Origin of the sequence: Klebsiella pneumoniae subsp. pneumoniae HS11286 (genome assembly GCF_000240185.1) — a bacterium.
Taxonomy (GTDB): domain Bacteria; phylum Pseudomonadota; class Gammaproteobacteria; order Enterobacterales; family Enterobacteriaceae; genus Klebsiella; species Klebsiella pneumoniae.
In genome coordinates this window covers 207,990-221,567 of record NC_016845.1, presented here as the reverse complement: position 1 = coordinate 221,567, position 13,578 = coordinate 207,990, and the positions used below count along the sequence as shown (strand labels likewise).

The 13,578-nt window shown below is 53.4% G+C and carries 7 protein-coding genes and 3 rRNA genes; 1 reads left to right on the top strand and 9 read right to left on the bottom strand.

What is annotated here, in order from left to right; all coding sequences use genetic code 11:
- Positions 1–695 precede the first annotated feature (695 nt).
- Positions 696–1,562 (top strand): pantothenate kinase, encoded by an 867-nt coding sequence (locus KPHS_01930; RefSeq protein YP_005224493.1) that lies wholly within the window; start codon positions 696–698, stop codon positions 1,560–1,562.
- A gap of 25 nt (positions 1,563–1,587) precedes the next feature.
- Here the strand turns inward: KPHS_01930 and KPHS_01920 are convergent, their stop codons facing one another.
- The 9 genes from KPHS_01920 to KPHS_01870 all read right to left on the bottom strand — a co-directional run bounded on the left by KPHS_01920 (position 1,588) and on the right by KPHS_01870 (position 13,441).
- The gene (locus tag KPHS_01920) at positions 1,588–2,550 is read right to left on the bottom strand and encodes a biotin--protein ligase (RefSeq protein YP_005224492.1); all 963 of its coding nucleotides are present in this window, start codon (positions 2,548–2,550) and stop codon (positions 1,588–1,590) included.
- Positions 2,547–3,575 (bottom strand): UDP-N-acetylmuramate dehydrogenase, encoded by a 1,029-nt coding sequence (locus KPHS_01910; protein ID YP_005224491.1) that lies wholly within the window; start codon positions 3,573–3,575, stop codon positions 2,547–2,549. The genes KPHS_01920 and KPHS_01910 overlap by 4 nt, the downstream gene beginning before the upstream one ends.
- Before the next feature lie 416 nt (positions 3,576–3,991).
- Positions 3,992–4,106, bottom strand: a 5S ribosomal RNA gene (locus tag KPHS_r00040).
- Positions 4,107–4,205: 99 nt separating this feature from the next.
- A 23S ribosomal RNA gene (locus tag KPHS_r00130) occupies positions 4,206–7,104 on the bottom strand.
- A gap of 435 nt (positions 7,105–7,539) precedes the next feature.
- Positions 7,540–9,066: ribosomal RNA gene (locus tag KPHS_r00210) — 16S ribosomal RNA — on the bottom strand.
- Together the 16S, 23S and 5S rRNA genes form the textbook arrangement of a ribosomal RNA operon.
- A 394-nt stretch (positions 9,067–9,460) precedes the next feature.
- Positions 9,461–9,994 (bottom strand): protoporphyrinogen oxidase, encoded by a 534-nt coding sequence (locus KPHS_01900; RefSeq protein ID YP_005224490.1) that lies wholly within the window; start codon positions 9,992–9,994, stop codon positions 9,461–9,463.
- Positions 9,995–10,005: 11 nt separating this feature from the next.
- Positions 10,006–11,457 carry a potassium transport protein gene (locus tag KPHS_01890; protein YP_005224489.1) on the bottom strand — a complete coding sequence of 484 codons (1,452 nt, stop codon included), beginning with the start codon at positions 11,455–11,457 and terminating at the stop codon, positions 10,006–10,008.
- Between the two features lie 38 nt (positions 11,458–11,495).
- A complete protein-coding gene (locus KPHS_01880) occupies positions 11,496–12,110 on the bottom strand; it encodes an IMPACT family protein (protein ID YP_005224488.1) in 615 nt (204 codons plus the stop codon).
- A complete protein-coding gene (locus KPHS_01870) occupies positions 12,110–13,441 on the bottom strand; it encodes a proline dipeptidase (protein YP_005224487.1) in 1,332 nt (443 codons plus the stop codon). Before KPHS_01870 ends, KPHS_01880 begins: the two co-directional genes overlap by 1 nt.
- Between the last annotated feature and the right edge of the window lie 137 nt (positions 13,442–13,578).

Genomic DNA, 13,578 nt, shown 5'->3' with positions numbered 1-13,578 from the left:
GTCGCCAGAAAGTGGTGGTGGGGGAAGGATTCGAACCTTCGAAGTCGATGACGGCAGATTTACAGTCTGCTCCCTTTGGCCGCTCGGGAACCCCACCCAAATTGTTATGGTGCCGACTACCGGAATCGAACTGGTGACCTACTGATTACAAGTCAGTTGCTCTACCTACTGAGCTAAGTCGGCATCAAGTAGCGCGCATTCTAGGGAGAGGAGCGAGTTCATGCAACTAAAAATTTGCATAAAACGTTCTCTTGCTCACATTTTGTGCTCTCACGCGAAAAAACGGTGTAATTTCAAGCAGCGGAGTGCAAATATTCGCCAATAATTCGGCGCTTCAGGCGCTGTCCGATCATCTCCGGTTACCTCTATCGCATGCTGACCGCTGACGGAAAGGATTCAGGCCGCTAGCCTAGCCTGTTAGCAAAGGCCATGCTTTGCAAAGAATAAGAAACTTATTCTTCTCTTGTGATGCTGGCGCGAGAAAGCAGCATTCAATGAGTTTTTTTCTTATTATTCCCGGCAATCTGGTGTTACCCTCCTGCCCATTGTCCTGATTAACTCGTGTGAAGCATCACCGTTTCAAGGTATTCGGTGATAGTAAGAACATGCTTATGAGCCAAAAAGAGCAGACGTTAATGACACCGTACCTACAATTTAACCGCCACCAATGGGCTGCACTTCGTGATTCTGTCCCGATGACGTTAACCGAGGAAGAAATCACGCGGTTAAAAGGCATCAACGAAGATCTCTCTCTGGAAGAGGTTGCCGAGATCTATTTGCCGCTGTCGCGTTTGCTCAACTTCTATATCAGTTCTAACCTGCGTCGCCAGGCTGTTCTCGAACAATTTCTTGGCACCAATGGTCAGCGAATTCCCTATATTATCAGTATCGCTGGCAGCGTTGCGGTAGGAAAAAGCACCACCGCCCGCGTTCTGCAAGCTTTGCTTAGTCGTTGGCCGGAGCATCGCCATGTCGAACTCATTACCACCGACGGTTTTTTGCACCCTAACTCGGTTTTAAAAGAACGTGGGTTAATGAAGAAAAAAGGCTTTCCGCAGTCCTATGATATGCATCGCCTGGTGAAGTTTGTCTCCGATCTCAAATCAGGGGTACCGCAGGCAACCGCGCCAGTTTATTCCCATCTGATTTATGATGTTATTCCCAATGGTGACAAAACCGTCGCGCAACCGGATATTTTAATTCTTGAAGGGCTGAATGTTCTGCAAAGTGGAATGGATTATCCGCACGATCCCCATCATGTATTCGTTTCCGATTTTGTCGACTTTTCTATTTATGTCGATGCCCCGGAAGAATTATTGAAAAGCTGGTATATCAACCGCTTTCTTAAATTCCGGGAAGGGGCGTTTACCGATCCGGATTCCTATTTCCATAATTACGCTAAGCTCTCGAAGGAAGAAGCGGTAGATATTGCCACTTCGCTATGGAATGAAATCAACCTAATGAATCTTAAAGAAAATATCCTTCCAACTCGCGAGCGCGCCAGCCTGATCATGACTAAGAGCGCCAATCACTCAGTGAATCAGGTACGCTTACGTAAATAAAATAAGGGAGCCGAAGCTCCCTTTTTTATTCTGCACTGCGCAATGATATTTCACCACCCACCCAAGCTTTTATTACACCATCCTGCTCCAGCAATAGTGCGCCCTGGGCGTCAATGCCACGCGAAATGCCGTAAATTTCTTTATCACCGATAATCAGTTTCACCGGGCGATGAATAAAGTTATCCAGTTTTTCCCAGCGCGGTAGATAGGGAGCCAATCCTTCCTGCTCGAACAGCTCCAGTCCCAGGCGCAGCTCTTTAATCAGGCGCGCGGCGAGGAGGTTACGGTCGATGACCACCCCCGCTTCCTGAAGGCTGATCCACCCCTGATTGACGACATCAGACTCCACGCGACGCATCACAAGGTTGATACCCGCGCCGCTGACGATTTGTGCGGCATCGCCCGTTTTCCCCGTCAGTTCTACGAGGATCCCTGACAGCTTACGATCCTGCAGGTAAATATCGTTTGGCCATTTCACGCGAACCTGTTCGGCCCCGAGCTGCTGCAGAACTTCAGCGATCACAATACCGATCACCAGGCTTAGGCCAATAGCCGCTGCCGGGCCCTGCTCCAGACGCCAGTACATGGAGAGATAGAGATTCGCGCCAAAGGGCGAAAACCATTTTCTGCCTCGCCGGCCTCGCCCTGCTTGCTGATATTCAGCCACACAGGCATCTCCGGACGTCAGCTCATCAAGCCTGTCCAACAAATACTGGTTAGTAGAGTCGATGACGGGAAGGACTGTCACTCGGCCATGGTCTATCTCTTGAGAAATCTTTTTCTCATCTAATAGATGAATAGGCTCCGGCAGGCTGTAACCCTTGCCCGGCACAGTAAACACATCGACGCCCCAGTCACGTAAGGTCTGGATGTGCTTATTAATCGCCGCCCGGCTCATGCCTAACTGCTCACCAAGCTGTTCGCCAGAGTGAAACTCACCATCAGCAAGGATAGAAATTAGCGTTAAAGGGATAGTATGGTCTTTCACGCAATGCTCTCCTCTGCGTTGACTTCACCATGCGTGCCAATGAAGCGCACCTCGGGCTGAAGCCATACATCGAATTTCGCACCCACCCGCTGGCGAACATAATGAGCAAGTTTCACCACATCCTCGCTGGTCGCTCGATCTTCATTAATCAGTACCAGCGCCTGCTGCCGATGGACGGCAGCGCCGCCGATGCGTTGTCCTTTGAGCTCACATTGATCGATTAGCCAGCCAGCGGCCAGCTTGACGCTGCCATTTGCCTGCGGATAGTGCGGTGCATGAGGGAACTGCGCCAGCAGCGCTTCCGCAACCTGAGCGCTGACGATCGGGTTCTTAAAAAAGCTGCCGGCATTACCGTTAATCTTTGGATCCGGCAATTTAGTCATTCGCATATGACAGACCGCATCAAATACCTGCTGCGGCGTGACGGTCTGCGGATCGAGACGCGTTAAATCACCGTAACTCAGTACAGGCTGCCATGTTTTCGCTAACGATAAGCCAATCGCAACGATGGCATAGCGGTCCTGATATTCATGTTTGAAGATACTGTCGCGATAGCCAAAACGGCATTCCGCGGCTGAAAGACGTTGCTTACGCCCGGTTTCCAGCTCAATGCAGTCAACATATTCGCAAACCCGCTGTAGCTCAACGCCGTAGGCGCCAATATTCTGGATCGGCGAAGATCCTGCGCAGCCAGGGATTAACGCCAGATTTTCCAGACCTGGCATCGCATGCTGTAGCGTGAACTGCACCAGTTGATGCCAGTTTTCGCCGGCGCCGACGTGCAAGCGCCAGGCTTCCGGCGTTTCGCTCACCTCGATCCCCATAATCCGGTTGAGGATCACCGTACCGGCATAGTCGTTCAGAAACAGGACATTACTGCCTTCCCCAAGGATCAGCGTGGGTTCGCCTGCCGCGGCAGCGGTTTGCCAGGCGCTTAGCAACTGTTGCTCAGTTTCGGCGCGTACTATCGTCTTGGCGAAGCGTTCAATGCCAAAGGTATTCCAGGGTTTGAGGGAGTGGTTCATAGTGGCTTCCTGATGCAAAATCGGCGTTAGTTTATCGTATCTGGCGGGGGAAGGCTTGTCTGATTACAGGGGCAATGATATTGCGTGGCGTTACCGGTAGTGATGTGGTGTACCGGTGCGGGCGACAGAACGCGACAGGCCCGTAGCCCCGGTAGGCGCAGCGCCACCGGGGAGACATACCGGCACGCTGGCCGGACGACAGAAACGCAAAAAGCCCATCCGACAGGATGGGCTCTTCACTTGTTTGATGCCTGGCAGTTTATGGCGGGCGTCCTGCCCGCCACCCTCCGGGCCGTTGCTGCGCAACGTTCAAATCCGCTCCCGGCTGATTTGTCCTACTCTGGAGAGCGCTCACCGACAAACAACAGATAAAACAAAAAGCCCGGTCTTTCGACCGGGCTTTCTGCTTTATTTGATGCCTGGCAGTTCCCTACTCTCACATGGGGAGACCCCACACTACCATCGGCGCTACGGCGTTTCACTTCTGAGTTCGGCATGGGGTCAGGTGGGACCACCGCGCTAGTGCCGCCAGGCAAATTCTGTTTTATCAATACGTCTCACCGACGTATCGATTAATCTGTATCAGAGCTGAAAATTCTCTCAAATCCGCCAAAACATCTTCGGCGTTGTAAGGTTAAGCCTCACGGTTCATTAGTACCGGTTAGCTCAACGCATCGCTGCGCTTACACACCCGGCCTATCAACGTCATCGTCTTAACGTTCCTTCAGGAGACTTATAGTCTCAGGGAGAACTCATCTCGGGGCAAGTTTCGTGCTTAGATGCTTTCAGCACTTATCTCTTCCGCATTTAGCTACCGGGCAGTGCCATTGGCATGACAACCCGAACACCAGTGATGCGTCCACTCCGGTCCTCTCGTACTAGGAGCAGCCCCCCTCAATTCTCCAGCGCCCACGGCAGATAGGGACCGAACTGTCTCACGACGTTCTAAACCCAGCTCGCGTACCACTTTAAATGGCGAACAGCCATACCCTTGGGACCTACTTCAGCCCCAGGATGTGATGAGCCGACATCGAGGTGCCAAACACCGCCGTCGATATGAACTCTTGGGCGGTATCAGCCTGTTATCCCCGGAGTACCTTTTATCCGTTGAGCGATGGCCCTTCCATTCAGAACCACCGGATCACTATGACCTGCTTTCGCACCTGCTCGCGCCGTCACGCTCGCAGTCAAGCTAGCTTATGCCATTGCACTAACCTCCTGATGTCCGACCAGGATTAGCTAACCTTCGTGCTCCTCCGTTACGCTTTGGGAGGAGACCGCCCCAGTCAAACTACCCACCAGACACTGTCCGCAACCCCGGTCAGGGGCCAACGTTAGAACATCAAACATTAAAGGGTGGTATTTCAAGGTTGGCTCCACGCAGACTGGCGTCCACGCTTCAAAGCCTCCCACCTATCCTACACATCAAGGCTCAATGTTCAGTGTCAAGCTATAGTAAAGGTTCACGGGGTCTTTCCGTCTTGCCGCGGGTACACTGCATCTTCACAGCGAGTTCAATTTCACTGAGTCTCGGGTGGAGACAGCCTGGCCATCATTACGCCATTCGTGCAGGTCGGAACTTACCCGACAAGGAATTTCGCTACCTTAGGACCGTTATAGTTACGGCCGCCGTTTACCGGGGCTTCGATCAAGAGCTTCTCCTTACGGATAACCCCATCAATTAACCTTCCGGCACCGGGCAGGCGTCACACCGTATACGTCCACTTTCGTGTTTGCACAGTGCTGTGTTTTTAATAAACAGTTGCAGCCAGCTGGTATCTTCGACTGGTCTCAGCTCCATCCGCAGGGACTTCACCTACACACCAGCGTGCCTTCTCCCGAAGTTACGGCACCATTTTGCCTAGTTCCTTCACCCGAGTTCTCTCAAGCGCCTTGGTATTCTCTACCTGACCACCTGTGTCGGTTTGGGGTACGATTTGATGTTACCTGATGCTTAGAGGCTTTTCCTGGAAGCAGGGCATTTGTTACTTCAGCACCGTAGTGCCTCGTCATCACACCTCAGCCTTGATTATCCGGATTTGCCTGGACAATCAGCCTACATGCTTAAACCGGGACAACCGTCGCCCGGCTAACATAGCCTTCTCCGTCCCCCCTTCGCAGTAACACCAAGTACAGGAATATTAACCTGTTTCCCATCGACTACGCCTTTCGGCCTCGCCTTAGGGGTCGACTCACCCTGCCCCGATTAACGTTGGACAGGAACCCTTGGTCTTCCGGCGAGCGGGCTTTTCACCCGCTTTATCGTTACTTATGTCAGCATTCGCACTTCTGATACCTCCAGCATGCCTCACAGCACACCTTCGCAGGCTTACAGAACGCTCCCCTACCCAACAACACATAGTGTCGCTGCCGCAGCTTCGGTGCATGGTTTAGCCCCGTTACATCTTCCGCGCAGGCCGACTCGACCAGTGAGCTATTACGCTTTCTTTAAATGATGGCTGCTTCTAAGCCAACATCCTGGCTGTCTGTGCCTTCCCACATCGTTTCCCACTTAACCATGACTTTGGGACCTTAGCTGGCGGTCTGGGTTGTTTCCCTCTTCACGACGGACGTTAGCACCCGCCGTGTGTCTCCCGTGATAACATTCTTCGGTATTCGTAGTTTGCATCGGGTTGGTAAGTCGGGATGACCCCCTAGCCGAAACAGTGCTCTACCCCCGAAGATGAGTTCACGAGGCGCTACCTAAATAGCTTTCGGGGAGAACCAGCTATCTCCCGGTTTGATTGGCCTTTCACCCCCAGCCACAAGTCATCCGCTAATTTTTCAACATTAGTCGGTTCGGTCCTCCAGTTAGTGTTACCCAACCTTCAACCTGCCCATGGCTAGATCACCGGGTTTCGGGTCTATACCCTGCAACTTAACGCCCAGTTAAGACTCGGTTTCCCTGCGGCTCCCCTATACGGTTAACCTTGCTACAGAATATAAGTCGCTGACCCATTATACAAAAGGTACGCAGTCACACCCGAAGGTGCTCCCACTGCTTGTACGTACACGGTTTCAGGTTCTTTTTCACTCCCCTCGCCGGGGTTCTTTTCGCCTTTCCCTCACGGTACTGGTTCACTATCGGTCAGTCAGGAGTATTTAGCCTTGGAGGATGGTCCCCCCATATTCAGACAGGATACCACGTGTCCCGCCCTACTCTTCGAGTTCACAGCCTGTGCATTTTGGTGTACGGGACTATCACCCTGTACCGTCGGACTTTCCAGACCGTTCCACTAACACACAAGCTGATTCAGACTCTGGGCTGCTCCCCGTTCGCTCGCCGCTACTGGGGGAATCTCGGTTGATTTCTTTTCCTCGGGGTACTTAGATGTTTCAGTTCCCCCGGTTCGCCTCGTTAACCTATGTATTCAGTTAACGATAGTGTGACGAATCACACTGGGTTTCCCCATTCGGACATCGCCGGTTATAACGGTTCATATCACCTTACCGACGCTTTTCGCAGATTAGCACGTCCTTCATCGCCTCTGACTGCCAGGGCATCCACCGTGTACGCTTAGTCGCTTAACCTCACAACCCGAAGATGTTTCACTTCTGATTGCGAAAATTTGAGAGACTCGAACACACATTAACTGTGTGTCGTTTCAATTTTCAGCTTGATCCAGATTTTTAAAGAGCAAAACTTCGCAGTGCACCTTTTCAGGTTCACTCTGAAGTTTTCTTGTGTTCGCAGTAAAGATGGTGGAGCTATGCGGGATCGAACCGCAGACCTCCTGCGTGCAAAGCAGGCGCTCTCCCAGCTGAGCTATAGCCCCATCGTTTGCAACCTCTTCAAATTTGCTTCGCAAATTTGGTAGGCCTGAGTGGACTTGAACCACCGACCTCACCCTTATCAGGGGTGCGCTCTAACCACCTGAGCTACAAGCCTGTAGAGGTTTTTACTGCTGTTTTTTCATCAGACAATCTGTGTGAGCACTACAAAGGCAGGTTCTTTAAGGTAAGGAGGTGATCCAACCGCAGGTTCCCCTACGGTTACCTTGTTACGACTTCACCCCAGTCATGAATCACAAAGTGGTAAGCGCCCTCCCGAAGGTTAAGCTACCTACTTCTTTTGCAACCCACTCCCATGGTGTGACGGGCGGTGTGTACAAGGCCCGGGAACGTATTCACCGTAGCATTCTGATCTACGATTACTAGCGATTCCGACTTCATGGAGTCGAGTTGCAGACTCCAATCCGGACTACGACATACTTTATGAGGTCCGCTTGCTCTCGCGAGGTCGCTTCTCTTTGTATATGCCATTGTAGCACGTGTGTAGCCCTGGTCGTAAGGGCCATGATGACTTGACGTCATCCCCACCTTCCTCCAGTTTATCACTGGCAGTCTCCTTTGAGTTCCCGGCCGGACCGCTGGCAACAAAGGATAAGGGTTGCGCTCGTTGCGGGACTTAACCCAACATTTCACAACACGAGCTGACGACAGCCATGCAGCACCTGTCTCACAGTTCCCGAAGGCACCAATCCATCTCTGGAAAGTTCTGTGGATGTCAAGACCAGGTAAGGTTCTTCGCGTTGCATCGAATTAAACCACATGCTCCACCGCTTGTGCGGGCCCCCGTCAATTCATTTGAGTTTTAACCTTGCGGCCGTACTCCCCAGGCGGTCGATTTAACGCGTTAGCTCCGGAAGCCACGCCTCAAGGGCACAACCTCCAAATCGACATCGTTTACGGCGTGGACTACCAGGGTATCTAATCCTGTTTGCTCCCCACGCTTTCGCACCTGAGCGTCAGTCTTTGTCCAGGGGGCCGCCTTCGCCACCGGTATTCCTCCAGATCTCTACGCATTTCACCGCTACACCTGGAATTCTACCCCCCTCTACAAGACTCTAGCCTGCCAGTTTCGAATGCAGTTCCCAGGTTGAGCCCGGGGATTTCACATCCGACTTGACAGACCGCCTGCGTGCGCTTTACGCCCAGTAATTCCGATTAACGCTTGCACCCTCCGTATTACCGCGGCTGCTGGCACGGAGTTAGCCGGTGCTTCTTCTGCGGGTAACGTCAATCGACAAGGTTATTAACCTTACGCCTTCCTCCCCGCTGAAAGTGCTTTACAACCCGAAGGCCTTCTTCACACACGCGGCATGGCTGCATCAGGCTTGCGCCCATTGTGCAATATTCCCCACTGCTGCCTCCCGTAGGAGTCTGGACCGTGTCTCAGTTCCAGTGTGGCTGGTCATCCTCTCAGACCAGCTAGGGATCGTCGCCTAGGTGAGCCGTTACCCCACCTACTAGCTAATCCCATCTGGGCACATCTGATGGCATGAGGCCCGAAGGTCCCCCACTTTGGTCTTGCGACGTTATGCGGTATTAGCTACCGTTTCCAGTAGTTATCCCCCTCCATCAGGCAGTTTCCCAGACATTACTCACCCGTCCGCCGCTCGTCACCCGAGAGCAAGCTCTCTGTGCTACCGCTCGACTTGCATGTGTTAGGCCTGCCGCCAGCGTTCAATCTGAGCCATGATCAAACTCTTCAATTTAAGTTTGATGCTCAAAGAATTAAACTTCGTAATGAATTACGTGTTCACTCTTGAGACTTGGTATTCATTTTTCGTCCGAGGACGTTAAGAATCCATGTCACTTTGAGTGCCCACACAGATTGTCTGATAAATTGTTAAAGAGCAGTGCCGCTTCGTTTTCGCTGCGGCTCGGGGTGTGCATATTACGCTTTCCCGCTGCAGAGTCAAGCATTTATTTTTGCTTTTCTCTGCGAGGTTCTCACCGGAACCCCGCTGACCCGGCGGCTTGCTTGCCGTTGTTCCGTGTCAGTGGAGGCGCATTATAGGGAGTAATTCTGAGGTGACAAGGGGAAATGCAAAAAAACTTTTCGTTCGCTCGATTTTCCATCACAACGCGAGTTTTACGCGCTATTTGCGCGCCATTTGTGCGATTTCCCGAGCAAACCGGGATACCTGTTGCCAGTCGGTATAGACCACTTCTTTGCGGGTATCCGTTTCACCCCCGGTCATTTTCATAATCAGGCGGATCATAAACCGATCGTACCAGCTGTAGCGCGGGTAGCGCAGCGCGCCGGCAAATACCGCGCAGCTCTGCGGCTGCCACGGCGAGTTCAGCAGAAACTTACGCGTATAGCTGTTGGTCTGCGGCGTGCGCTTCTCGGGTTTACGCGCCACCAGGTTAACCGAAAAGAATGCCCCCGGCAGCGCCTGCAATGCTGCCAGATGCTTTTTCACAAAGCGGTCCACCGCCGGATGAAAGTGCCCATAGCGAATCGACGCGCCAATGACCACCCGATCGTAGTGATGCCATTCGACGACATCGGTACGGTTCAGGTTCAGGGTGTCCGCATCGATGCCCAGCTCTTTAAGCTCAGAGGCGAGAAACGAAGCGATTTCACGGGTCTGCCCGTCGCGGGTGGAGAAGAGAATTAAAGTTTTCACGAGCACTCCTGTTATTCGCGCCAGAAAGTGGGGGTAAAGAGCACCAGTAAGGTGAACACTTCCAGACGACCAAACAGCATATTAGCAATCAGGATCCATTTCGCGACCGGGTTCATGGTGGCAAAGTTATCCGCGACGACGCCGAGCCCAGGCCCGAGGTTGTTCAATGTCGCCACCACGGAGGCGAAAGCAGAGAAGTCATCCACCCCGGTGGCGATAATCGCCAGCATACTAATGATAAAGACCAGCGCATAGGCGGAGAAGAATCCCCATACCGCTTCCAGAATACGTTCCGGCAGCGCGCGGTTACCTAATTTAATGCTATACACCGCATTCGGGTGCACCAAACGCTTCAGCTCACGGTTGCCCTGCTTGAACAGCAACAGGATACGGATCACTTTTAATCCACCGCCCGTGGAGCCAGCGCAGCCGCCGATAAATGCGGAGCACAGCAACAGCACCGGAAGGAACAGCGGCCAGCGTGCAATGCTATCGGTGGTGAACCCCGCGGTGGTCGCCATCGACACCACCTGGAAAAACGCCTGGTTCAGCGTCGTCAACACCGAGCCGTACACGTTATGAAGCCATAGCACCAGCGTACAGACGATGACCAGCGTCAACTGGACGCCAATGAACATCCTAAATTCGGGGTCGCGCCAGTACACCTTCAGGCTGCGTCCGCTCAACAACGAAAAATGCAGACCGTAGTTACAGCCGGAGATCAGCAGGAAGATGGCAATGATGGAGTTGATCATCGGGCTGTTGAAATAGCCGACGCTGGCATCGTGAGTCGAGAAACCGCCGATGGCGATGGTGGCGAAACTGTGCCCGATCGCATCGAACGCCGGCATACCGGCAAACCAGAGCGCCAATGCGCAGGCGATCGTGAGTAACACATAGATGAGCCACAATGTCTTCGCCGTCTCGGCAATACGCGGACGCATCTTGTTATCCTTCAGCGGGCCGGGCATTTCCGCGCGGTAGAGCTGCATCCCCCCGACGCCGAGGATAGGCAGAATCGCTACCGCCAGCACAATGATCCCCATGCCGCCGAACCACTGCAGCATCTGGCGATAAAAGAGGATAGCGTGCGGAAGCGAGTCCAGCCCCACCAGAGTGGTCGCCCCGGTCGTCGTCAGGCCGGAAAATGACTCGAAGAAGGCATCCGTCACCGTCAGGTTCGGCTGTTCGGAGAAGATAAAGGGCAAGGCCCCCACGCTCCCCAGCACGGTCCAGAACAGCACCACGATCAGAAACCCTTCACGAGATTTCAGTTCGCCTTTTTGCTTACGGTTCGGCCACCACAGCATGGAGCCGATCGCCAGAGCGACAAAGAAGGTTTGAGTGAAGGCCCGTCCCGCGCCATCGCGATATATCAGGGCCACTAATCCCGGGACGATCATCGTCCCCGAAAACAAGATGACCAGCAGTCCAACGATTCGGGTTATGGCGCGAAAATGCATCTCTGGCGCTTCCTTTGATAGGCAAAAAACAGAGGGGATTATTCGTTAATCTTCAGTAATTGCAATGAACCACGACTAAAATCAGCCAGTCTTGCTGAAAAAGCCGCCACTTCGGCCTGGGGAAGCGCCACGCGCAGCCGAACTGACGCCAGATATTCGCTTTCAACGACGTTTCCGGAGAATTGGGCGAGCAGCGCTTCGACGCCGGCCAGTTGCCCATACTCACACTGCAAAGTATATGCCGTTAACGGCGTCTTGCGCAGCGTCGTCAGCTGCGCCAGCGCCTGATGCACCCCGCCGCCATAGGCCTTAACCAGACCACCGGTGCCCAGCAGGATACCACCGTAGTAACGCACGACGACAGCGGTTATCTCGCCGACGCCGCTTCCCATCAGCTGTGCCAGCATCGGTTTACCCGCCGTTCCCGCCGGTTCGCCATCGTCTGAAAACCCCAGCTGTTGCGAATCATCAGGCGGCCCCGCGACCCACGCCACGCAGTGGTGGCGGGCATCAGGGTGATCCGCTCTGACGGACTCGACAAAAGCTTTTGCCGCCGCCACGCCGTCGGTATGCGCCAACAGCGTGATAAAACGGCTTTTTTTAATCTCCTCAACGACGGTAACCGGCGCCGCCGGGATTAACCAGCTCTCCATCAGGCCAGCTTCAGATCGCGCGTCATATTTTCGATACTGTTTTCGTGAATCACCACGTTATCTTCGATACGGATCCCACCGAACGGCTTCATGGCGTCAATTTTTTGCCAGTTAAAGTGCTTGCTGAACGGGCCTTCACGCCACGGCGCCAGTAACGACTCGATGAAGTAGATGCCGGGTTCAATAGTTAACACCATCCGCGGCTCGATAATACGGGTGCAGCGCAGATACGGGTATTTCGACGGCGCCGCCAGATGCGTACCGGTGTCATCCTGCATAAAGCCAGCGACATCATGCACCTGCAGACCCAGCGGATGGCCAATCCCGTGCGGCATAAACGGCCCGGTCAGGTCATTCTCCACCATCGCCTCTTCGCTCATGTCGGTAACCAACTGGTGTTTACGCAACAGCTTCGCGATACGCTGATGGAACTGGATATGGTAATCAATGTAACTGGTACCGGCCTTCATGGTACTAATCAGCGCCTGCTGCTCATCGTTAACGTCTTTGATCAGATGGGCAAAGTCGTTATCGCCGTGCGCCGCCCAGGTGCGCGTCAGATCTGCGGCATAGCCGTTATATTCCGCACCGGCGTCGAGCAGGAAACTGCGCATCTCCGCCGGGGCACGATGGTCCAGTTTGGTGTAGTGCAGGACGGAGGCATGCTCATTCAGCGCGACAATATTGCTGTAAGGCACGTCGGTATCACGATGGCCGGTGGCGGTGAGATAGGCCTGGTTGATATCGAATTCGCTCATCCCCGACTGGAAAGCTTCGTAGGCCGCACGATGACCATTCACCGCCGACTTCTGCGCTTCACGCATGCAGGCCAGCTCGTAATCGGTTTTGTAAGCCCGGTAGTAATGCAGGTAGTCGATAACCCCTTTCGGGTTGATCTTATCCGCGGCGATACCCAGGCCCAGCGCGCGCTCAGGCACCGGGCCGATATAGCCAATATTACCGCGAGCGGCAGGCAGCTGGCTGCCGATGCCATCGGCCTTCGGTAGCGCGATCACGTCTATCTCTTCGGTCCAGAAAGAGGTCGGCAACGGCTCAACGTTATGCCAGTAATCTACCGGCAGATAGAACCACAGCTTCGGTTTATTCACACCGTCCACCAGCAGCCAGCAGTTAGGCACCTGAGTCACAGGCACCCAGGCTTTGAACTGCGGATTGACCTTGAACGGGTACGGATGGTCATCAAGGAAGACGTTAACCAGCTCGCCGGAGTGAATCAGCAGAGCATCCATTTGAAAACGGGCCAGGACGTCGCGGGTACGTTCTTGTAGGGTAACAATATGATTTTTATAGAGCGCGGCCAGGGATTCCATCTTTTATCCTTTACTTTTATGGGATCGTGATACACCGCATCTTAGCACATCGACCTGCGTGCGGGTGATTTCCGCCGGATGTGATCCGACCAGCAATTATTTAAAGAGTAATTTGCAATTCTTTAACATAAATTTCA